Below are 21,130 nucleotides of genomic sequence, written 5' to 3'. Positions count from 1 at the left end.
CCCCAGACCGGTGCCGCCCCCGCGACCCCCGCCGGCAGGGTGAACCGCCAGATCGGCGCCGTCATGTAATGCGCGTCGAAGCCGGAACCATAAGCTGCCTTGCCATCCAGCATAACCTGCTGCAGCCACGCATCCCAGACCCGCACGAATCCGCCAGGCGTGTTCAGCCGGAAGAAGTCCCCGGCTGAAGGCATCTTGCCGAATGCACCGAACCCAGCCATCACATCGACTTCGGGCAGCTGAACTTCGCCATGGCCGGCAGGGCGAAGGGGTTGATGACTGATCCGGACTGCAGCTCAAACAGCGCCAGCCGCCCGCCGACGCGGAAATTGACGCGGCGCCGGTCAGAGACATTGGTGCGCCGCACCTCTGCCGCGTCCAGCAGCCGGAACCAGGCCCAGGGCCCGTCCCGCGACAGCACATTTTCGCTGTCCCGCTTCTGCGGCAGCAGCGTCAGCCGCGCCAGACCGACCGAGCCGGGCCAGGTCACAGCCACCGGCGTCGGTGCGCCGGAGCGGTGGTTATAGGCCACCTTGGTGCCGTCGATTTCCAGCAGCACCTCCTTGGCCTTGGGGTCCAGCGCGTTGACGGTGATCTGGAAATTCACCGCGGGCTGGGCACCGCCGGCAAAGAACGCCTCCTTGATCTCCGACGCGTACTGCATCTGCTGCAGCACTGCCGGGCTGATGCCGAGGTCAACGTCGTTCACCCGTTTCCAGGTCCAGGGACGGCTGCGGGTGTCGACATATTTCAGCAGATGCTCATTGAAGAAACTGTCGATCATCCCGTTCGGGGAAAACAGCTTGGCAAAGTCCGCCATCGCCACATCGGCACGTGCCGAGCGGTTGAACGGATAGCGGTTCGCCAGCGCTTTCTCGCAGAACGGCAGCACCGCGGACTGCCAGCGCGCGTTGATCGAGGCGCGGGTGCCCTCCGATGTGATGCCCGACGATCCGGCCGAAATCTGCGTCGCCCAGCGGGGCAGCGGTCCCCCCATGCGGCTGGCGGTCTGCTGGAACTGCAGCAGAGCCTGGCCGCTCTGGCCGCCGGTGGCAACGCCGGAGAAGGACATCTTGTTCAGCTCCTGATAGACCAGCTGCAGCTGCCCCATCAGATCATCCAGCTGCGAAGGCTGACCCTCGGGCCGGTTGACCAGGTCATACAGCCACTGGAACCGTTCCTGCACATAGGCCCCCGGCGGCTTGGCCGCCTGGCCAGGCGCATTTTCGGCGGAACCGACCAGCGCCTCCAGCAGGATCTGCCCCTGGATCGACAGGTTCGAGCGCGCCTCAATCGCGGCCACGTTCTGGGCGCCGGCGGCCAAGGTGCCCGCATCCAGAAGCGATTTGTCCTCATTCAGCCGGGTCTCGTTGCTGACGTCGGTCAGGATGTTGACGATCGGCGATGTCGGCCCCGACAGCACATTGGTGACTTCCACCGCATGGGACAGCGATTCCAGCGGCACGATGTCGATATCGCCCAGGATCTGATCATAACGGCTGATATAGTCATTATAATAAAGGTCCAGCACATCACGGCTGAGCTTCAGCAGAACCGCCTCGTTCTGGGCTGCCTCGCTCTGCTCACCCAGCACCCAGGCCTCGCGGTGGACCCGTTCGGCGACGCTGACCGCCTCCGGCAGGAACACGTTGTGGAAGCCGTCATAGGTGAAGATACCCTCGATGCCGTCATTCAGCGGCTTGCCGGAACTGCGCACAAGCACCCGTTTGACCGAGGGCCCGCCCACATCGGTGATCCGCCACTTCGGCAGTGCGGTGGCCTTCTGCGAATTCAGGATACCGTTATAGACCCGCTGGGCCAGCGGCATCTCCGACAGGATGTTCTGCGCCTGCTCGATCAGCGGGCCGTTGAGCGCGATCTCCTCCATCGGCTGCGACAGCAGCGCGGTGAGGTGGTCCGTCAGGTCGGCACGCAACTGGCTGCGGGCAATACCGGGATAGGCAATGTTCTCCCAGTCGAGCCGCATCCATTCCTTGACCAGGTCGGGGTTCATCGGCCCCTGCAGTCCCAGCATCAGGTAGATCTTCAGCGCCTCATACAGCGTGTCGGGGTTGTTCATGTTACCCTCGATCTGCTGCTCCAGCCGCACCAGCAGCCGCGGCAGCAGCCGCCGGTTCAGCGCGCCGCGGTAGGTCTGCGCCGCCTGGGTGCCGATCACCTCGCCCTGATACAGGCCATAGGTCATTGCTCCGTCAGGCTCCGGGTCGGACAGGACCGGGTTGCCCGGCATGTCGCGCAGATTGTTCAGCGCAGCTGCCACCGGCACCAGGTCGGTGTCACCGACCGGGCTGGGCGGCAGCTCCGCCGCGGCAGCCTGATAGGTGGCAACCTGCCCCTCAGCCTGGGCAATCAGATCTGTGTTCTTGAGATACGACCGCACCCACAGCGCGCCCATCGCAATGGCCACCAGCACCGTGGCGGTAATCGCAATCCGCCGGGTCCAGCGGTAGCGGCGTTCAACCTTGTCATCCGCGGACACCAGTCCGGCCTCGGGAAACATCACGCCTTCGAACAGCCGGGTCAGGAAGAAGCTGCGCCCGGTCCCCTGCCCCGTGCCGATTGCCTGACGCCCGATACCAAAGGTCTGCGCCATGCCCAGCATCAGCCGGTCAATCGGCGTGCCTTCCTGGGTGCCGGAAGTGAAATAGACGCCGCGCAGCATCTGGCGCTGCTCATAGCGGTTGTCCTGGAACACCTCCATCAGAAACTCGCGCGCCACCCCCCGCATCGAGGCCACCTGTGCCGGGAACCCGGCAATCAGCGCCCGGCGCTGATGGTCGGTCTCGGTCTGCATCTTCTCCAGAAGCTGGGCATTGATCTGCCCCAGCAGCAGCCCGAATTCCTCGTCGAATCCGGCAATCGGCGGCTGTTCCTTCTTGCCCTTGGGCAGCGGCAGAGTGAAACCCCAGACCTGCTCGCGGTCTTCCTTGCCAAGGCTGTCGTGGAACTCCTGAAAGCCGGCAATCAGGTCGGCCTTGGTGAACAGCACATAGACCGGGAAGCGCACGCCCAGTTTCTCGCGCAGCTCCGCCAGACGGCGGCGCACGGCAGCGGCATGGCTTTTCTGGGTGATCTCATCCTGCAGGCTGAGGTCCGACAGCGATATGGCAATGATCGCACCGTTGATCGGCTGCCGCTTGCGGTACTTCTTGAGCAACCCCAGAAAGCCCAGCCAGGCGGCATTATCGGCCTCGGCGTCGCTTTCCTGCGTGGTATAGCGGCCGGCAGTGTCGATCAGAACCGCGTCATTGGTGAACCACCAGTCACAGTTGCGGGTGCCGCCGACGCCGCCAATGGCGGCCTTGCCCATCTTCTCGGCCAGCGGGAATTGCAGGCCTGAATTCACAATAGCAGTTGTTTTGCCCGCACCCGGCGGGCCGATCATGATGTACCACGGCAGGTCGTTCAGGTGCCGCCGCCCGCCCTTGGACTTGCGCAGCTCCTTCATCGCGTCCTTGAACTTGCCGCGCAGTTCGCCGATTTCCTCGGACAAAACATCGTCTTCCGAGGTATCGACGGCCTCCGCCATCTCCTCGGTCATCTCCTTGTCCTTGCGGCGGCGGCGCCAGAAGATGATGCCGATGATGATGAAATACAGCAGGAAGATCACCCCGATGGTGATCAGCCGCGACAGCACGCCGTCGAACGGGCGCCACTCCGCGCCGCCAATGAAGGGCGCGAAAAACCACACGCAGGCCGACAGCACCGCTGCCAGGATCAGCAGGATGGTGTAGATCGACCGGAACAGGGGAAAGATATAACGGCGGATCATCCTTCAACCTCCTGAACCAGCAGGATTTCGATCCTGCGATTCTTGGCCCGGCCTGCGCGGGTGCTGTTGTCTGCAATCGGTTCCTTGTCGGCGCGGCCCTCAGCTGACAGCCGGTCCGGGTCGGTCATCACCCTTGCCATGCCCGCCATCACCGATTTCGCCCGCGCCAGAGAGAGCGCCATGTTGGACGGGAAGCGGGAGGATCGGATCGGCACGTTGTCGGAATGCCCTGCCACGATGATCTTGCCTTTTTCGTCATTCAGCGCCTCGGCCACCCGGTTCACCGGAGTACGGAACGCCTTGCTCAGCTGGTCAGAGCCGGAACCGAACATGCCGGAACCGGTCAGCCGGATAATAAGCGTGTTGCCCTTCTGGAAGACTTGCACGATGCCTTCCTTGATCTCCGGCTCCAGGAAGCCCGCGACCTTGGCGACCTGCTCCTCGGTCGTCGGCGCCAGCGGCGGCGGCGGTGGCGGCGGTGCCCGCCGTTCCAGCTCCGCCTTGGGGCCGGAGTCCACAATCGTCAGCTGCCCGACCACATTTTCAGTCTGATTCGACAGCATCCAGCTGAGGCCAAGAAACTGCAACGCCAGGATGGCGCAGGTGGCCGCCATGGTGATCCACACCAGACGCCAGACCGACAGAGCTTTGAACGGTTTGATCAGGCCTTCCCAATGGGGCGACAGATCGCGCTCAACGGGTCCGCGCTGGTTGCGGATGATCCTCGCCAGCGCGCCGCGGATCTGCAGATGCTTCTCCGAACCGCCCTGCTCCACCCGCAGGCGGCCCTCGAACCCCAGCGACAGGCACATGTACAGGAACTCGAGCATATCGATGTTGTTGCCCGGCTCCTTCTCCAGCCGCGCCAGGAGGTCATAGAAGCGGTCGCCGCCCACCACCTCGCGGTGGAAGGTCGCCACCATCGATTGCAGGCCCCAGGCGGACTGGCCGCCCCAGGGCGTGTTCAGCACCACATCGTCCAGTGTCGCGCACAGCGCATAACGTGCGATCTTCACTGTCTGCGCGGCAATGCCCGCCTGCAGGGCGCGGTTTTCAAACGCACGCACCTCGGCGACCACGTTCTTGCGCAGGCCATCCGGGTCCATGTGCTGGGCCCGGTTACGAATACGGGAAATCAGCGCAAACAGGGTCGAGGCGCAGGCGGTGAGCTGGTTCATCCCCGTCAGCGCCATCTTCGGTGCCTTGGCCCCGCCCGCCGCAGCTTGCGGTTTCGGTGCCGCCGCCTGCGGCACGCCATAGGCATCCAGTGCAGGTTCGGCCGGCTCCGCCGGCTGTTCCGGCACAGGCTGGGCTTGCTGCGGCACGTCCGGCTGCTGCATCGGCGTGGCCGTGCGCCGCCCGCCCGGGTTCGGCTTGATCACCGTCTTGTCGGTATCCCCCGGTTCGGCAAAGGGATCGTCATAATCAGCCATCTCAGTGCCTTCCCTTATGCATTACGGATCGCCCAAAGCTCCATCTTGAGCCCCGGATACTGTCCCGACACATGCACCGCGATCCCGCCCGAAGTGGTCATCTTGCGCCAATAGGGGCTGTCCGCATCCATCTCGAAATAGACCACGCCGGAATGATAGGGGATCTGCCGCGGCGCCACCGGCAAGGGGCGCAGGGTGATCCCCGGCAGCGCCGAGTTCACCAGCTGGCGGATTTCCTCCACCGGGCCGATCTTGGCCTGGCCGGCAAAATGCTTACGCACGTCCTCAGCCGGGATGTCGGCACTGACTGCCAGCACAAAGCCCGCGTTGCCCAGCAGCTTGCGGTCGGCAATGACCCCCACCGAGATACCGTATTTGCGCGCTTCCAGCTTGATCGGGATCGCAGTCTGCTCCAGAACCGAGCTCAGATACTGGCGCAGCACCCTGATTACAGGCGCAAAACACTCGACCAAGTTGTCATGGGTATAGGGCGGAAACTCCGGCGCCTGTTTATCGGTCGACATGAACACCGACAGCTCCCCCGCCATACCTGCGCAGGTGGTGAACAGCCGTTCCGGATGCAGGTTCTCGATGTTGCGCAGATGGCGCACCTGCGGCAGCATCCGGTTGACCACTGCCAGCAGCATGAAGTCAGACACATCCGCAACGCCGCGGGCGCCGCCCGCCTCCGACAGGCGGCCCGCCAGCGCTTCCATCCGGTGCGCCAGCAGCCCCTCCAGCTCGCGCAGGAACCCGCTCAGCGCCGGTGCCGCCCGCACGTCCAGGCAGGACGGGATAAAAGCCTGGTCCAGCACGATCTCCTTGTCCGGGCGCACCTCGATGATACGCGCAACCGGCACAGCCAGCAGGTCGGCCAGATCGTCCACCTCCAGCGCGAACTGCAGGCGCATCTTGCCCACGTCCAGCTCCACCGGCTTGCGCTCGGTGGAGGTCACATCGGTCACTTCCACCTTGTCCGGGCGCAGGCGGCTGGCCGAGCGTTCGGCGCCGCTCAGATCCACCTCGGTTGCGCCCTGGCGGCGCTGCGGCACAGTCAGGTAGACGATGCAGTCCTTGACGGTGGTCGGCACTTCCATTGCCGGCGGGTGCGGATCGGCCATCGGCACCCTGAACACGGTGCCGTCATGGGTCAGCCCCTCGCAGGACTTCACCGCGAACTGGCCGATCTTCAGCGCCTCATGGTCGATCTCGAGCCCGTTCACGCCCCAGGCATAAGGGCTGAGCCGCCGCGCCAGCCCGGCAACCAGCGCCTCGTTGTAACGGTCGGACTGCTGGAAGTGGTGCGGCTGCAGAAACAGCCCCTCCGTCCAAAGTACCTTGCTGTCCCAGGACACCGGGATCTCCTCTCACTTGCGGGCACACACGCAGGGCGCGGTGCCGATCATTCCTTCAGCCTGTCCAGCTGGTCCTTGTAGGCCCGCGCAAATTCGCGGCTGAACAGGTCGTGAAAATCATTCTCAGCCTGGTCGGAAATCTCCGCATAGAGCTGCTCGTAAACGTCCCAGTAGCGCGCCTTCTTGCCGCGCAAGAGGCCAGTGAAACCGCCCTTGTCCTCAATCTGCGCCTCCAGCGCCTTGGGATCGAGCCGTTTCAGCACGCCTTTCAGCGCCGCCTCCATACCGGTGACCATCGCCACCTCGTGCGCCTTGATGTCCCGCAGCGCTTCCTCGGCCGCGGTCTCGGGCGACAGGTAACCCTTGGTCGCCGGGCGCACCATCGCCTCCACCGCCTGTTCCGGGGTGATCGAGAATTTCAGCGGGTTGTTGCCGCCGGCAGAAATCATCGTCTGCTCGATGCGGAACTCGGATTTGATCGAGGTCCGGGTCATCAGGATTTCACGCAGGCCCGTGACCAGGGTTTTCATCACCCGGCCCATGCGTCCCATGGTGCTGGCGTGATCGGCGGGTCCGATGCTGACCTCTGCGCCCAGCCCTTTGAGGAAAGCCGCTACCGCCTCCTGCGTCTCTGCCGAGGGCGCAGTTGAAGGCGCGGTGGTCTTCTCCCCGCTGTCCTGCTGCGGCGGGATCTCCTGCGGCGGCGCAGGCGGCGCCTCTTGCGGCGGAGCCGAAGGCGGCACTTCCGTAGGAGGCTGCGGCATCTCACGCGGCGGCGGCGCAGGCTGCGGATCAGGCTGGGGCGCCGGGGTTTCCGGTTCGCCGATGCCCGAGAGGAAGTCGTCATCCCAATCATCCGGGATCATGTTCGATTGCGACGCAGGTGCGGCAAACCCGTCCGAGGCAGTCGGGTTGTGATTGGGCAGGCTGGCCCCCTCCCCTTCACGCCCGTCGCTGGCCTTCTGGAAGAACGGGTCCTCTTCTTCGCCAAGCGGCGGCAGCAACTCGTCGATCGGGTCCACAGGGTTGAACTGTGCGGGCCCCTTCGGCCCCTCACCCAGCAGATCGTCCAGGAAATCACCGCCTGGCCCGGCATCCTCCAAGAGTTGCAGCGGGTCAGGCGCATTGGCGGCATTGCCGTGCGAGGCCGGCCCCTGCGCCGCGGGCGCCGCGATCATGTCACCCACATCCGCCAGATCATCGCGGATTTCCACCACCAGCTCATAGTTGCCGACACACAGCACATCCCCGTTGTTCAGCGGCGTCGGAGTGCGGCCCAGCGGGATCTTGGAATAGTTCAGAAAGGTGCCATTGGAGCTGAGGTCGACCACCACCACATTGCCGTTGTGATCCTCGATCACACAGTGGTTGCGCGACAGCATCTGGTCCGGGTCCGGCAGCACCAGGTCGCAGCTGGCCCCGCGCCCCACGGTGAGGCTCGGCCCCCGCATCGGAACAGGGGCCGCATCGCCGGGCATCGCGCCCGAGCTCTGGAATTTCAGTGTCACTCCCATGCCTGGGCCTATCCTCCAACCAGCACAGTGAATTCACCCTTGGCAATCATGCCGCCGCAGGCAGTGCTGTCCAGCACGCGCGCGGCCGGCAGGTTGTTGATCAGCACCGTTGCCGACCCCTTGATGATCGGGTGCGGTGCAGGCGCCGCCGTGCACATATCCGTCAGCCGCGCCGCCGGCAGGTTGGCCACCAGCACGGTGACCGCACAGGGCGGCAGGATCGGCGTCGGCACCGGCAAGACCGGCGGCGGCGGGGTGGAGGGCAGCATGCAGGCATGCAGATCCGTCACCCGGGCCTGTGGCATTCCCATCTGTTACATCCTCCCATTCAGTCCTGCGCAGCCTGCAGCGGGACCTCGATCACCTGGCCCTTGCCGCCGCGCGCGATATCCAGCGCCCGCTCTACCAGAACGGCGCCGTGTTCTTCAAACTTATCAGACAATTGACCCAAGGCCACCATATTCATGGCAAAGGCAGCTGCCTCAGAGGCCCCTGCCGGGGCAGGATATTGATTCAATTCTCCCGGTCCCAGGGTTCCGGCGGCGTAGAGCACCGCCAGCGCGCAGTTCACCGTGTCATCATCCACATAGGCATGATCCAGGGTGATCCGCGCCTTGTCGCGGTTCTCCTCTGAGGGCTCGAACACCCAGGCCTCTGACGCGGTCAGCGAGGCCGGGTCCTTGTCCGAGCGCGGCCCGATGTAATCGCGCGCTGCCAGGCAGGCCCACCACACCCGCTCGCGCGGGGGCAGCAGCACCGCCAGCGTGCGCAGCAGATCAACCAGGGCGCCCTTGCGGTCCAGCTCTTCCAGCACAACCCCCGCCTGCGCCGTTGGCGGCGCTTCCAGCGGGGTTTTCAGGATGACATTTGCCCGTGACAGCAGCTTGGCCACCGGGTCAGCGGGCATTTTCACCAGCTTTTCAAATCTTGCCGACATCTGCACCCGCCTAGTTGATCATCGTGAGGCCGCCCTTAAGGGTCAGCATGGCCTCGCCTTTGACGGTGGTCATCGGCGCCTTGGCCTCAACCATTCCGGTGCCTTCGATCTTAATCATCGGCCCTTTGATACTGACCCCGGAGTTGTCGATTTTGACCTCCGAGGCGCCCACGGTCAGTTTGATCTCCTGCCCCGCGCTCATCGCGATCTTGCCCGCGGTCACATCCACGGTCAGATTGCCCAGCGAAACGGTTTCAGAGTGGTTCCCCTTGGCAATGGTCTCGGTCAGGTTGCCGGTATCCACGTCCAGGGTCATGTTGCCTGTCTGTATGGTTTCCGATTTGTCGCCGGTCTCCACCACTTCAGTCCTGTCGCCCTGATGCACGGTTTCCGTCATGTGCTGCTGAACAGTGAACACATAGCTTTTCTCATCCGCCGAGGTCACTTCCGGGTCCGGTGCATCCATGCCCACCGTCACCGTCGAGCGGTCCTTGACCAGCATCTGGTGGTCTTTTTCGGCCTGCACCCGCATCAGTTCGCTGTCTTTCTTGTCGTCGAACATCAGCTCGTTATAGCCGCCGCCGCCCTTGGAGGAGTTGGTCTTGATCCCCAGCTGGGTCTGATCATCGGGGTAGGTATAGGGCGGCATTGTTTCTGCATTGTAAAGCATGCCGGTGCAGATCGGCCGGTCCGGGTTGCCGTCCTCGAACTGGATCACAACTTCCTGACCCATCCGCGGGATCGCCACCATGCCCCAGTTCTTGCCCGACCAGGGCGTCATGACCCGCACAAAGCATGAAGAGGTCTCATTCTTCTTGCCCTCGCGGTCCCAATGGAACTGAATCTTGATACGGCCATGCTCGTCGGTCCAGATCTCCTCGCCGCTCTGGCCCACCACGGTAGCTGTTTGCAGACCCTGAACCTCCGGCCAAGGCGTCACAAGCGGCGCCCGGAACTGATCGGATTTCAGGATCGCCCCAAAGGTCGAGGCATAGACGTCATGCTCCATCTCCTCCGGAACATCCATGTTCTTCGGCTTCAGATCGCGCCGCATCGACCCTTGGTCAGCAGCCTTCTTCTGCCTCTGGCTTTCCCGCTCGCCGTAGTCCCAAGCCACCTTGATGTGATGCTCCGCATCGATCACCAGGTATTCCTTGTTGTTATCCTTCACCGGATGCTCCTTCATGGTGAAGGTGCAGCCCGTGACCAGCGTCGGCACGCTGGAGGCGCCCCGCCAGCGGATGTGCTTGATCGCTTCCGCTTCCATCCGCACCCGCGCCAGCTTGGTGCCCAGGCCGGAATTCTTCCGGTAATGGCCCTGATAGTCGTAAACCTCGTAATCCTTGTAGGAATGCTTGCCCTTGGCAATCGACGAGGTCGCCTTGAGATCCGCTGACGGCGTCAGGAAATCGAAGTCGTTCAGCGTAACCTTGCCGCGGGTCACGCGCTCATCCTTGGTCCATTCGGAGATATGCTCTTCGCGGCGCCGGTCGCTGTCGTCGCGGGCGTGGAATTCAACGGTCGACCCGCCGCTTATCGGGGAGTGGCCGCTGACACCGTCGCACAAAATCAGCTTTTCGCGCGTGGTCTCACCGACCGGGCTTTCGAAGTAGTAATAGATCCCCTCTTCCTCCATCAGGCGGCACAGGAAATCAAAATCGCTCTCACGGTATTGCAGGCAATATTCCCGCTTCTCGTAGCTCTCGCTCAGCTTGTCAGTGAAATCGCTGAAGCCGTATTCGCCGAACAGCTGCTTGATGATCTCGACCGTGGTCTTGTCCTGATACACCCGCAGGTCGCAGGTCCGGGTCAGCATCCAGAACCAGGGGCGCACCTCGGCCACAAACATCTCGTACCCGTTGCGGAACCCCAGATGCTCGACCGAAACGCAGATGCCGTTGAACTGATGCTCCGTCTTCTGGCGCATCACATGCACGTTCATCTGCTTGCCGACCAGGTCTTCCAGTTTGGGCTGGGCCTTGGTGGCGGCAAATTCGATCGTGGTCTCGGTGAGCTTGCTCAACCCCTCGCGCACAATGGCCCGGCTCATCATAAGGCCGTCGGTGGAATATGTCCCCGTCATCCAGGCGAGGTCGTTTTCATGGCCCTTGCTTACAACCATGTCTCCTCCTTTCCGCGACGGGAACGGGGCCGGTAATCGCCGGCAGTGTTCTCAAACATTCGCATCATAAATCATCCAAAAGCGCGGCGAGGTCCGCATCCATTTCGTCATCATCCCCATCGTCGTCATCGTCATCCCCAAACGACGACAACAAATCATCCAGATCCCCGAGGCCATCGTCATCCCCGTCATCGCCTCCGAAATCAAGATCATCCAGGCCGAGATCGTCCTCATCGTCACCGCCCGTATCCAGATCAAGATCCAGATCTTCGTCTTCATCGCCGCCGCCTGCAGGCGGCTTGGGCTTCGGCAGCCCGCGCGGATCCGGCGGCGAGGGCTCCGGCGCCGGCAATCCGGTCCAGGGCCCCAGTATCTCGCTGCCCTTCAAGGAATTGAAGGAGGTCAGCCGCACCTCGTCGCGCCCCTTGACCGCGCTCACCGCCATAAAGCCGCGCTCCTGCGCCAATGCGATCTTGTCCAGATCGATATTGCGCTCGGTGCAGGGCAGCGCCACCTGATCGCCGAACTTGTCGTTCACATAATGATAGGGCATCCCTCCCAGAGACATAATTTTCCCCAGCTGCAGCGACGGCCCGTGTTCCTTGAAGGACCGCCCCAGGAGGATCGCCACCAGCACCACCGGATTGGCCCAAAGCATACCCTTCAAGCCTTCCGTTTCGGTAAACTCCTCAAAGTCAAACTCATAGCAGGGCTCGGTTTTTTCACCATAAGGGCGCCGCAGCAGGAAGCGCGGGCTGACCAGCCCCAGATGCCCGGCTTCGGCCATGCCCTGCAGAGTGTCCCAGGCATCTGCCACCAGCTTGGGCCGCTCCGCCTTGGGCGTTTTCAGGAACTCCGGCGAAATCGACGCAAAGAAGGGTGCATCCACATGCGCCGCCACCCGCGCGATGCGGCCCAGCAGCTCCGCATGAGGCGGAGTTTCCTCGAACTGATACACGCCGATCAGCGCCGAATAGCCGCCGCGGCCGTTCTCCTCGTCCAGCGGCTCCTCCGTCAGCAGCCGCACAAAGCCGGTTTTCGACAGATCGTCCTCCGCCGCCAGATCCGCCGCCAGCTCCTCCGCCGAAATGTCATAGAGCATGACATCCAGCGTATCGTCGGCCTCAATGGAGCGTGCCATCAGATCCAGCGAGCGCCACTGCGCCTCCACCGACTGGAACTCCGGATGGTGCAGCACCAGCCGCATCGCATCCGACAGCGCCTCATCCACCGCTTTCTGCATTGCAGTGACATCCGGGTCCGGCAGCGCCCGGATATGCGGACCCACCACCCGCGCCAGCAGCTCTTCCACCGGCGTCGCCGGGCGCGGTGTGATTCCGGTGTCCTTGATCAGCTGCTGAAAGGCGCTCAGCCGCTTGTCGGCCGGCACCGCATTGCCCGCCGAGGTCCGCTTGGGCGCCCGTGCCCGGGTGCCGTATTTCTCCGCCCAGGCCTTCAGCGTATTCGCCGCATGATCCGCCGTCGCGCCGCTCTGCAGCTGCTTGCGCAGGCCCACAAGCTCCGAGAACAGCTCAACGTTTTCATAAAGCTCATCCGGGTGCAGCCCGTCCAGATCCTCCAGCTTGATCGCAATCCCCGCATCATCCTTGCCAATCGGCAGCACCAGCTCGGTGGCAAAGCGCTCGATCACATCCTCGACCGTATCCGGATCCAAGAGGATCGCTTTGCGCGTTGCCAAGGCGTCGCCGGTTTCGATCTGCCCCTTGGCCGCCCGGCCCGAGAAGTCGCCCAGGATGGCCATCCGGAACCGCTTGCGCTCCAGCTTCTGCGCCGCGGGCCGGTCCGCGCTCATGGTGCCATAGGCAAACTCCGGCTCATCCGAGGCCTCCGCCGCAGCAGCCTCCGGCGCCGGCGCCTCGCCGCCTTCGTCCAGGTCCCCCAGCAGCGCATCCAGATCATCACCGCCCGTTTCGGCGGCGTCTTCATCCTCACCGCCAAGATCACCGAGCAAATCATCCAGGTCCATATCCCCGTCACCGCCCATCAGGCTGTCCAGATCCGCATCCGCGTCCCCCAGACCGCCAAGCAGCGCATCAAGGTCGTCTTCGGCACTCTCCGCATCCGCCGCCTCTTCGGCGTCGGCTTCTTCGCCAAGACCCGCCAGCAGGCCGTCCAGATCTCCGTCCTCTTCCTCATCACTGCCAAGGTCGCCCAGCAGTTCATCCAGGCCGGCGTCCTCCCCGGCCTCGTCCTCATCCAAGCCGCCAAGTAGCGCGTCCAGATCGTCCTCGCCGGCGTCCCCGGGCTCGTCGCTGCCGTCGTCATCCAGACCGCCAAGCAGGTCATCAAGATCGCTGCCGCCATCATCCCCGCTGGCGGCCTCTTCCGTCTCACCCAACCCGCCCAGCAAAGCATCAAGATCATCACCGTCTGCTTCCTCGGCGTCCTCATCATCCGCCACAAGCGCATCCGGATCGGAACTGTCGTCATCGCCCGCGGCGTCCAAGCCGCCCAGAAGATCATCCAAACCGCTGTCGCCCGCCTCGTCCTCTGCACCGCTCAAGAGCGCATCGGAATCGTCCGCAGTTGCATCCTCTGCATCCAGATCCCCCAGCAGACTGTCCAGATCGTCATCCTCATCTGCCCCGCCGGCCTCGGCAAGATCTGCAAGCACATCAGCGGTGTCCTCTTCAGCCGCTTCTTCCGGCGCGCCGCTGCCGAGATCGGCAAGCAAGTCATCCAATCCGCTGTCTTCGGCCTCTGCTTCTTCGGGAGCCTCCAGCGTATCCAGCGCTGCACTCAGGTCGTCTTCAGCAGCCGCTTCTTCCGGCTCATCGAGACCGCCCAGAATATCGTCGAATTCCGTCTCACTCTCCGGGTCGTCTTCCGGCAGATCATCCGCCAGCCCGGCCAGCACATCCCCGGCAACATCCGCGTCTTCTGTCTCTTCCGGCGCATCCAGGCTGTCCAGAACAGCGCTCAGATCCTCCTCTTCGGGCTCATCTTCTTCCGGCGCTGCATCCAGCAATCCCTCAAGAACGTCCTGCGCGCCACCATCCTCCGCATCTTCGATTTCAACCCCGGCCAAGCTCTCCAGCGCATCTTCTGTTTCGCTGGCGGCTTCGTCCTCTTCGGGTGAATCCTCCAGGAGACCGCCCAGCACATCCTCCAGGCCATCATCGTCCTCAGCATCCGGAACCGCTGCATCCGTCAGGCTTTCCAAGGCAGCCGCGGCCTCTTCGCCGCCGCCGTCCTCCTCATCCTGTTCCAGGTCCGCCAGCCCGCTCAGAACGCCGGAAACATCCTCGTCCTGATCTTCCGAAACCTCCATCGCAGCCAGGCTTTCCAGAGCTGCACCGGAATCATCTTCATCATCCGCCGTGTCCGGCTCCAGCTCAGCCAGCCCTTCCAGAATATCCGAGTGATCCTCGTCCCCCGTCTCGGCCACCTCCGCGGCAGCGAGGCTCTCAAGCGCCGCGCCGGCGGCGTCCTCCGCCTCATCCTCCACCTCAATTGCGGCCAGTTCATCCAGAACCGAGGAATGGTCCTCTGCCTCTGCGGCCTCCGGCACATCCGCAGCCGCAAGGCTCTCCAGGGCCGCGCCGGCTGTCTCCTCTTCTGCCGCATCTTCAATTTCCAAGGCAGTCAGGCTTTCGAGCGCATCCTCCGCCGCAGTGTCCTCGGCCTCTTCCATCCCGGAATCTGCCAACGCGTCCAGGACACCCGAATGGTCTTCTTCCGCATCTTCGGAGATCTCTACAGAAGCCAGGCTCTCAAGCGCATCCTCTGCGGCCGTATCTGCCTCCTTCGGCACGTCCAGCTCCGCCAGAGCATCCAGCACGCCAGACTGATCTTCTTCTTCCGCCTCACTCACTTCAACTGCCGCGAGGCTTTCCAGTGCTGCCCCCGCTGTGTCCTCTTCGGCAGCGGCCTCCTCCACTTCCTGCGCCGCCAGCCCGGCGAGCACATCACCAGACGTGTCCTCTTCTTTCTCGGGAATTTCAGCCTGCGCCAATCCCTCCAGAACAGATCCGGTCTGAACGTCATCTTCGGCGTCCGGCATCTCAGCTGCGGCCAGCGACGCAAGCGCCTCTCCGGCTTCATCGCCCTGGTCTTCCTCCTCCGGCGCAGCCGCGCTCAGATCCGCCAGGACGTCCGCGGAAGCATCATCCGCCTCCGTCTCAACAGGCTCCGCAGCCCGCAGCTCATCCAGAACGCTGCCAGAGTCATCCTCAGCCCCAACCTCCTCCGGGGCCTGCGCGGCAAGCCCCGCCAGCACCTCGCCCGAGGTGTCTTCCTCCCTTACAGGGAGGTCCGCCTGGGCCAGCCCCTCCAGAACAGACGCAGATGTGTCCTCCTCAACAGCATCGGGAGTTTCTGCCGCAGCCAGCGACGCCAATGCATCCGCCGACTCATCCGGCTGATCCGTGTCCTCCGGCGCAGCCTCCCGCAGCGCATCCAATACACCGCCCGAAGTATCCTCTGGCTCTGTGTTCTCAGGCGCCTGCGCGGCAAGGCCGGCCAGAACGTCACCGGTGGAGTCCGCCTCCTCATCCGGCAGCTCCAGATTGCGCAAACTGTCCAGAGCCGCCGCACTGTCCGCATCAGCTGCGGGCGCCGACACCGCGGCCAGCAGCGACGGATCGTTCAGGATCGTCTCGATCAGCGTCTCGGCTCCGGTCTTGCCGTCCATATAGGCCATCAGGTTCTGCAGCTGGGTGCGCGCCTCCAGCAGAGGCCGCAAGGCATCCACCTTGGCGGCGATCGCCCCGGGCGAAAAATCCGCCATGCTCTCGAACGTGAGGTCCACCGCCAGATTGCCCTCGCCGGTCAGCGTGTTGGGCACGGTGAAGGCGGCGCGCGGCGCCAGGCCTTTCATCCGCTCGTCGAAATTGTCGACATCGATCTCCAGGAACTTGCGGTCCGCCACCGACGGCTGCTCGACCGTGGATTTTCCCACCAGGTCGCTCATCACCCCCATCACGAAGGGCAGCTGCACCTTCTTCTCGGCGCCGTAAAGCTCGACATCATACTCGATCTGGACCCTTGGCGCCCGGTTGCGGGCGATAAACTTCTGCGAGCTGTCAGCCATTACCCTGCCCTTTCAGCTGGGCAATCTCCGCCCGCAGTGCCTTGATCTCCTCATGCAGCTCCATCACATGCGCGTCGACCACATCGGTCTCCGATTTCACCAGGTCACGCAGCTTCTCGAACTCTGCCTCGGCTTCCGCCTCCACTGCCGACTGCATGGTGTTGACCAGAAGACCGATGAACAGGTTCAGCACCGAAAAGGCGGTGATCACGATGAAGGGCACGAAAAAGGACCAAGCAAAGGGAAACTCCTCCATCACCGGGCGCACGATGCCCATCGACCAGCTTTCCAGCGTCATGATCTGGAACAGCGAATAAAGCGACCGGCCCAGGGTGCCGAACCATTCGTCGAAGGCAGCACCGTACATCATCGTCGCCATCACGCCAAAGACGTAGAACACGATGGAGATCATCACGATCACCGCGCCCATGCCGGGCAGCGCGTCCAGCAGCGCCTGCACAACCGCGCGCATCTGCGGAATGACCGACAACAGGCGCAAGGCGCGCACCACCCGCAGCCCCCGCAGCGCCGACAGGCCCTGGCTGTCGGGGAGCAGGCCGAAAGAGACCACGACGAGGTCGAAGATGTTCCAGGCAGAAGAGAAAAACCGCAGGCCGTAGGCAAACAGCTTCAGCGCCAGCTCCAGCACAAAGATGGTCAGCACAGCGGTGTCGATCACGTCCAGCAGCCCGCCCGCATGCGCCCGCACCGCGGCGGAGGTGCCAAGACCCAGCGTGACGGCGTTAAAAATGATGATGCCCAGAATGGTATTGGTCACCCACGGGCGCTCGACGAATTCGCGGGCCCGGTCCCGAAGCGTCTCTGCGGTCTGCGCGCTGCTGTCCAAGGTACTTCTCCAGCCGGTCTTTCAGTATGCCGGGCGCGCGCTGCGCCCGGTGTCTTTCCTTCACGTCTCAGGCCGCGTCGAACACGGTTCCGTCCAGCACTTTGCTGGTAATCTTGTCATAGGCATAGCCGCCAACGGCGCCCCCCACACCCAGGGCCAGATCCTTGGCGCCGGTTGCGATCGAGTTGCCGTCAATCGGCGACAGCGCCAGGGCTGCGAACTTGAGCCCTTCACGGAACACCTTAAGCGCCTTCGGGTCCTTGATCGTCAGCGCCTTCACGCGCTTCATCAGGTCCTTGATGTTGTTGGCCCAGCCGCGCGCGTCAGCATACATGATCTGGATCTTGTCGATCGCCTTCTGCACCTCGGCATAGTTTTTCGCCAAAGCCGTATCCAGCGCCTTGCTGATCATCACCAGCTGGGTCTTCTTGTCCTTCACCGGGTGCTTCTTCAGCTTCTTGCCGACCTCGGCCAGGAACTCCTTCTTCAGCTTTTCCTGCTGCTTCAGGATCTTGTTCAGGTTCTTGGACAGGTCATGCATCTTGACCACCATCTGGGCGTATTTCGCCTTCAGCGTGTCCGCCGCATCCTCCACCGTCTTGACCGAGGGCTGGGAGATGCCGAGGAATTCCTGAAACACCGCCGCCGACACCTCGTTGGTGGCATTCAGCGCCTTGTTGGAGGCCGCCTTTTCCACCACCACGAGGTTCTTCACCAGGATCGCCTTGGACTGGTGGATATTGATCGCCAGCTTGCCGATATCCTTGGCCAGCGTGACGCCGGACTTGATCAGGCCGATGATGCCAAAGGCTGCACCCGCGCCGCCCGAGAAAGGTGAGGTCGCCATTGCCGCGATGCTCACCGCCAGCCCGGCCAGGGTGCCCGCGATGGACACGCCAACCTTGATCTTGAACTTGGACCATTCCTTCTTCTTCTTCTGCAGGCTGGTCCAGGCCTTCTGCGCTGCCAGCTCTGCCGCCTTCTCGCCGACCTTGATGTCATTCTTGATGGCGTCGTTCAGCCCCTTCAGCTGCTTCTCCATGTCCTTCTTGTCGGCGCCCTTGTTGGCCATCTCGACAAAGGCCTTGTCGAACACCTTGCACTTCTTCTCGATGGTGTCGCGGGTCTGCTCGAACACCTCGCTGGCACCGGCATGGAACTCCTGCTGCAGAAGCGGGTCTTTCTCGACCCCCTTCTCCATTTTCTTGTCCAGCTCAACCACAACCTTGAAGGACAGTTTGGGCGGATCAACCATCTCCAGCCCGGAAGCGCCGATGTCGACGTTCTTCATGTCCATGACAACGTGTTTAACCATAGGAACTCCTTCCCCACTTGTTACTTGTGAGCGTGATCAATCAAATGCGTAGGTGAACTCTCCGTCCTTGACGCCGATGGCAACTTTCTCGACCTCCGCGCCTTCCATCAGGCGGCGCAGGAACTCGTTGGAAATCTCCGGCAGCATGGTGTTGGTGACAATCGCGTCGATCATCCGGCCGCCCGAGTCCAGTTCCTGGCAGCGGTTGACGATTTCCCCGACCACGGCATCGGAATACTCGAACGGCACCCCATGCGCTTCTTCGACCCGCTTCTGAATGCGGCCCAGCTGCAGCTTGGTGATCTCGCCGATCATCTCCGGGCTGAGCGGATAATAGGGGATCGTCACCAGGCGCCCCAGCAGCGCCGGCGGGAACACCTTCAGCAGCGGATCGCGCAAGGCTTTCGCCATGCCCTCCGGATCCGGCATCAGGTCCGGGTCGGAGCACAGATCCATGATCGTCTCGGTGCCCACGTTGGAGGTCAGCAGGATCAGCGTGTTCTTGAAGTCGATCACGCGGCCCTCACCGTCCTCCATGACGCCCTTGTCGAACACCTGGAAGAAGATCTCATGCACATCCGGGTGCGCCTTCTCGACCTCGTCCAGCAGCACCACGGAATAGGGCTTGCGCCGCACTGCCTCGGTCAGCACCCCGCCCTCGCCATAGCCGACATAGCCCGGCGGCGCGCCTTTCAGCGAGCTGACGGTATGGGCCTCCTGGTATTCCGACATGTTGATGGTGATGACATTCTGCTCGCCGCCGTACAGAACCTCGGCCAGCGCCAGCGCGGTTTCGGTCTTGCCGACACCGGAGGTGCCCGCCAGCATGAACACCCCGATCGGCTTGTTCGGGTTGTCGAGGCCGGCGCGGCTGGTCTGGATCCGCTTGGCGATCATCTTCATCGCGTGGTCCTGGCCGATCACCCGCTGGGCCAGCCGCTCTTCCAGGTTCAGGATGGTCTCGATCTCGTCCTTGACCATGCGGCCCACCGGGATGCCGGTCCAGTCACCCACCACCGAGGCCACCGCCTGATGGTCGACAATCGGCAGGATCAGCGCGCTGTCGCCCTGCAGCGCCTCCAGCTCTGCGTTCTTGTCCTTCAGCTCCTGCATCAGCTTGGCGCGTTCTTCGTCCGACAGCGGGCTATCGGCAGCGCCCTCCGCACCGTCTTCCCCTGCATCCGGGGCAGCGTCCACGGGCGCGGCCCCCTCCCGGAGCTTGGCGCGCAGTTCCAGAATGCCCTCGACTACCGCCTTTTCCTTGTCCCAGCGTTCGGTCAGCCCGGCCAGCCGCTCCTCCTCGGCGGCCTTGGCGGCTTCCACCGCCTCGCGCCGGTCAGCGACCTCGTAGCCTGCGGTCTCGTCGCGGCCGATGATCTCCAGCTCGGTGGTCAGCGCCTCGATCCGGCGCTGGCTGTCATCGACCTCGGCGGGCACCGCGTGCTGGCTCACCGCCACCCGGGCGCAGGCGGTATCCAGCAGGCTCACCGATTTGTCCGGCAGCTGGCGTGCCGGGATATAGCGTGCCGACAGGCTGACGGCGGCCTCAATACCCTCGTCCAGCACCTGCACCCGGTGGTGCTTCTCCAGCATCGAGGCAATGCCCCGCATCATCAGGATTGCCTTCGGGATGCCCGGCTCATCGACCTTGACCACCTGGAAGCGGCGGGTCAGCGCCGGGTCTTTCTCAATGTATTTCTTGTATTCGGCCCAGGTGGTGGCACCGATGGTGCGCAGGGTGCCGCGCGCCAGCGCCGGTTTCAGCAGGTTCGCCGCATCGCCGGTGCCGGCTGCGCCCCCTGCCCCGACCAGCGTGTGGGTCTCATCCACGAACATCACAATCGGCGTCGGGCTTGCCTGCACCTCGTCGATCACCTGGCGCAGGCGGTTTTCAAACTCGCCCTTCATGCTGGCACCCGCCTGCAGCAGGCCCACGTCCAGCACCAGCAGCCGCACATCCTTCAGCGCAGGCGGCACGTCGCCGCGGGCAATCCGCAGGGCAAAGCCCTCGACCACCGCAGTCTTGCCGACACCTGCCTCGCCGGTCAGGATCGGGTTGTTCTGCCGCCGCCGCATCAGGATATCGACGATCTGGCGGATTTCCTCATCCCGGCCCACGATCGGGTCGATCTCGCCATTTCGCGCCTGTTCGGTCAGGTCGGTGCAGAACTGCTCCAGCGCCTCGCCCTTACCCATCGCACCCGGCGCCATGGAGCCGGAGGCCTCGCCCGGCTCGGCGCCGCCGCCGGTCACGTTGGAGCCGTCCTGCGCCCCCAGGCGTTCCTCGGGCGAACCGTCGGTGGCCTCATGGAAGTTGTCCGCCAGATCATCGGCACCGATCTTGGCCAGTTCCGGCGACATGTTCGACAGGATGTTGCGCAGCGCCGGCGTCTTCAGCATCCCCAGCAGCAGATGGCCGCTGCGCACCTGGGCAGAGGAATAGAGCAGCGAGCCCCAGACCCAGCCGCGCTCCATCGCATCCATCAGATGGTCCGACAGGTCGGAGATCGTCGAGGCGCCCCGCGGCAGCATATCCAGCGCCCGGGTGAGCTCAGCGGCAATCTTGCCGGTGTCCAGATCGTAATGCTGGATGATCCGGTGCAGGTCGCTGTCCTGCTGCGCCAAGAGCTGATGCATCCAATGCACCAGTTCCACATAGGGGTTTCCGCGCATCTTGCAGAAAACGGTTGCGCTCTCGACGGCCTGGTATCCCAGCTTGTTCAACTTGCCAAACAGCGCCACGCGGCTGATCTCGGTCATC

12 protein-coding genes and 1 pseudogene are annotated in these 21,130 nt (G+C 63.5%); all 13 read right to left on the bottom strand.

Annotation, left to right across the window (positions count from 1 at the left end):
* Window positions 1–221: type VI secretion system-associated protein TagF (gene tagF, locus AB1A62_RS18640; protein WP_366662980.1), on the bottom strand; the 221-nt coding region annotated here is incomplete at its 3' end.
* On the bottom strand, window positions 221–3,793 hold the full coding sequence (gene tssM / locus AB1A62_RS18635; RefSeq protein WP_366662979.1) for a type VI secretion system membrane subunit TssM: 3,573 nt from the start codon (window positions 3,791–3,793) through the stop codon (window positions 221–223). The genes tagF and tssM, both read right to left, overlap by 1 nt.
* A complete protein-coding gene (gene icmH, locus AB1A62_RS18630; protein ID WP_366662978.1) occupies window positions 3,790–5,226 on the bottom strand; it encodes a type IVB secretion system protein IcmH/DotU in 1,437 nt (478 codons plus the stop codon). Before icmH ends, tssM begins: the two co-directional genes overlap by 4 nt.
* A 14-nt stretch (window positions 5,227–5,240) precedes the next feature.
* Complete coding sequence (gene tssK, locus AB1A62_RS18625; protein WP_366662977.1) at window positions 5,241–6,581, bottom strand: type VI secretion system baseplate subunit TssK; 1,341 nt, start codon at window positions 6,579–6,581, stop codon at window positions 5,241–5,243.
* Window positions 6,582–6,628: 47 nt separating this feature from the next.
* Window positions 6,629–8,095: a type VI secretion system-associated FHA domain protein TagH gene (gene tagH, locus AB1A62_RS18620; protein WP_366662976.1), complete on the bottom strand. Its 1,467-nt coding sequence runs from the start codon at window positions 8,093–8,095 to the stop codon at window positions 6,629–6,631.
* A gap of 8 nt (window positions 8,096–8,103) precedes the next feature.
* Window positions 8,104–8,406 (bottom strand): PAAR domain-containing protein, encoded by a 303-nt coding sequence (locus tag AB1A62_RS18615; protein WP_366662975.1) that lies wholly within the window; start codon window positions 8,404–8,406, stop codon window positions 8,104–8,106.
* A gap of 17 nt (window positions 8,407–8,423) precedes the next feature.
* The gene (locus tag AB1A62_RS18610) at window positions 8,424–9,032 is read right to left on the bottom strand and encodes a hypothetical protein (RefSeq protein WP_366662974.1); all 609 of its coding nucleotides are present in this window, start codon (window positions 9,030–9,032) and stop codon (window positions 8,424–8,426) included.
* A gap of 10 nt (window positions 9,033–9,042) precedes the next feature.
* Window positions 9,043–11,154, bottom strand: a complete 2,112-nt coding sequence (gene tssI / locus AB1A62_RS18605; protein ID WP_366662973.1) for a type VI secretion system tip protein TssI/VgrG — start codon at window positions 11,152–11,154, stop codon at window positions 9,043–9,045.
* Window positions 11,155–11,218: 64 nt separating this feature from the next.
* The gene (locus AB1A62_RS18600; RefSeq protein ID WP_366662984.1) at window positions 11,219–14,809 is read right to left on the bottom strand and encodes a type VI secretion system contractile sheath large subunit; all 3,591 of its coding nucleotides are present in this window, start codon (window positions 14,807–14,809) and stop codon (window positions 11,219–11,221) included.
* 921 nt (window positions 14,810–15,730) lie between these two features.
* A pseudogene (tssB, locus tag AB1A62_RS18595) lies at window positions 15,731–16,207 on the bottom strand (type VI secretion system contractile sheath small subunit); the annotation flags it as partial.
* Entirely contained in the window at window positions 16,200–17,054 is an 855-nt protein-coding gene (locus AB1A62_RS18590; protein ID WP_366662972.1) for an ion transporter, read from the bottom strand. The pseudogene tssB and the gene AB1A62_RS18590, both read right to left, overlap by 8 nt.
* Before the next feature lie 67 nt (window positions 17,055–17,121).
* The gene (locus AB1A62_RS18585; RefSeq protein WP_366662971.1) at window positions 17,122–18,369 is read right to left on the bottom strand and encodes a hypothetical protein; all 1,248 of its coding nucleotides are present in this window, start codon (window positions 18,367–18,369) and stop codon (window positions 17,122–17,124) included.
* Between the two features lie 36 nt (window positions 18,370–18,405).
* Window positions 18,406–21,129: a type VI secretion system ATPase TssH gene (gene tssH / locus AB1A62_RS18580; protein ID WP_366662970.1), complete on the bottom strand. Its 2,724-nt coding sequence runs from the start codon at window positions 21,127–21,129 to the stop codon at window positions 18,406–18,408.
* Between the last annotated feature and the right edge of the window lies 1 nt (window position 21,130).

It is taken from the genome of Leisingera sp. JC11, from assembly GCF_040704725.1.
In the GTDB taxonomy this organism is placed as follows: Bacteria; Pseudomonadota; Alphaproteobacteria; order Rhodobacterales; family Rhodobacteraceae; genus Leisingera.
This window is presented reverse-complemented; position numbering and strand designations above follow the sequence as displayed.